Annotated in this window: 1 protein-coding gene; it reads right to left on the bottom strand. The window is 44.2% G+C overall.

Features of this window, described 5'->3' with window-relative positions; all coding sequences use genetic code 11:
• Positions 1 to 154: 154 nt before the first annotated feature.
• Positions 155 to 1,209 (bottom strand): response regulator (locus R7Q46_RS24970; RefSeq protein ID WP_318077901.1); only part of this gene is annotated, 1,055 nt, incomplete at its 5' end.

Genomic DNA, 1,209 nt, shown 5'->3' with positions numbered 1-1,209 from the left:
ATACACAGCTTTAAGGCGAAACTGCTTGGTTTGGATTGCCGCTTCAACAAATTGTTGCGAAATCCAGTTAGTCCCGATAACAGCGAGTTTAAACATGTCACTTCCTTTATATTCGTTCTAAAAAGCCGTAATGAATTCGGCTTATCAGTGCGATTTAAGCAAGCTTTAGTTCATTAAACAACTCAAATAACTGGTTAGATTTATACGGCTTTGGCAAATACGCATCCATACCCGCAGCAAAACAATTGTGAATGTCCTCTTCCAACACACTCGCGGTCAAAGCAATGATGGTTGTTTTCTTACAGCCCACTTTCTTTTCCCAACGGCGAATCTCTTTTGTCGCGGTTAGGCCGTCCATCACCGGCATCATACAATCCATCAAAATGGCGTCAAACTGCTCACCTTTGGTGATGGCATCCAGCGCTTCTTGCCCGTTACTCGTAATTAAGTAGTCGTACCCTGCTTTATCTAAGAAAAAGCTCGCGATTTTTTGGTTCATCAGATTGTCTTCAGCAATCAGTATTCTTCGATGAGCTCGAGATATTTTAGACTCAGCGCGAGATGCAATATTTGTGACATTGTCACGCAATGTATTCTTCTCGAGTTTAGCTAGCTCTTCGATGGCATGTTTGAATCGATTACCCAAAAATGGTTGAGTCAACACGGCATGCACGTTTTCCGCGTTCGTGTAAGAGCTCGTCAAATGGTGCTGGCACACTACTACTCGACGAACATCATAAACTTCAGCCAGTTCACTCAGACAGCTATCGATATCCATCTGACCGTCATTACATAAGAAAATGACATCGAAATCTTCATCTAGCGCTTTTGCTTCCGAAAGTGAGTTAACGCCTACCAGCTCAATTTGAGCCAAACGACATTCTTGGACAATTTGCTCTGCATAAGCATAGTTATCACATATAAAGAGCCCTCTTTTGACCACATCGGAATGCCAACCAAAGAGAGGTAACGCCTCTACTTCTATTGAAAAACCAAAGCATGTGCCCACCCCCTTGGTCGAGGTTGCCACTAGCTTGCCTCCCATCATTGACACTAATTGGCGACAAATCGCAAGCCCTAGCCCTGTTCCGCCAAACTGTCTCGAAACACCCTCGTCTTCTTGAGTAAACGGTTCAAAAATGATCGCCAGTTTGTCCCTTTCAATGCCGATGCCCGAATCCTTGATAAGGAATGTGAGCGAACCTCGCC

The organism is Vibrio sp. 811 (genome assembly GCF_033339195.1).
Note: the sequence above shows the minus strand (reverse complement) of the source record. Positions and strands in the feature narration are given on the sequence as shown.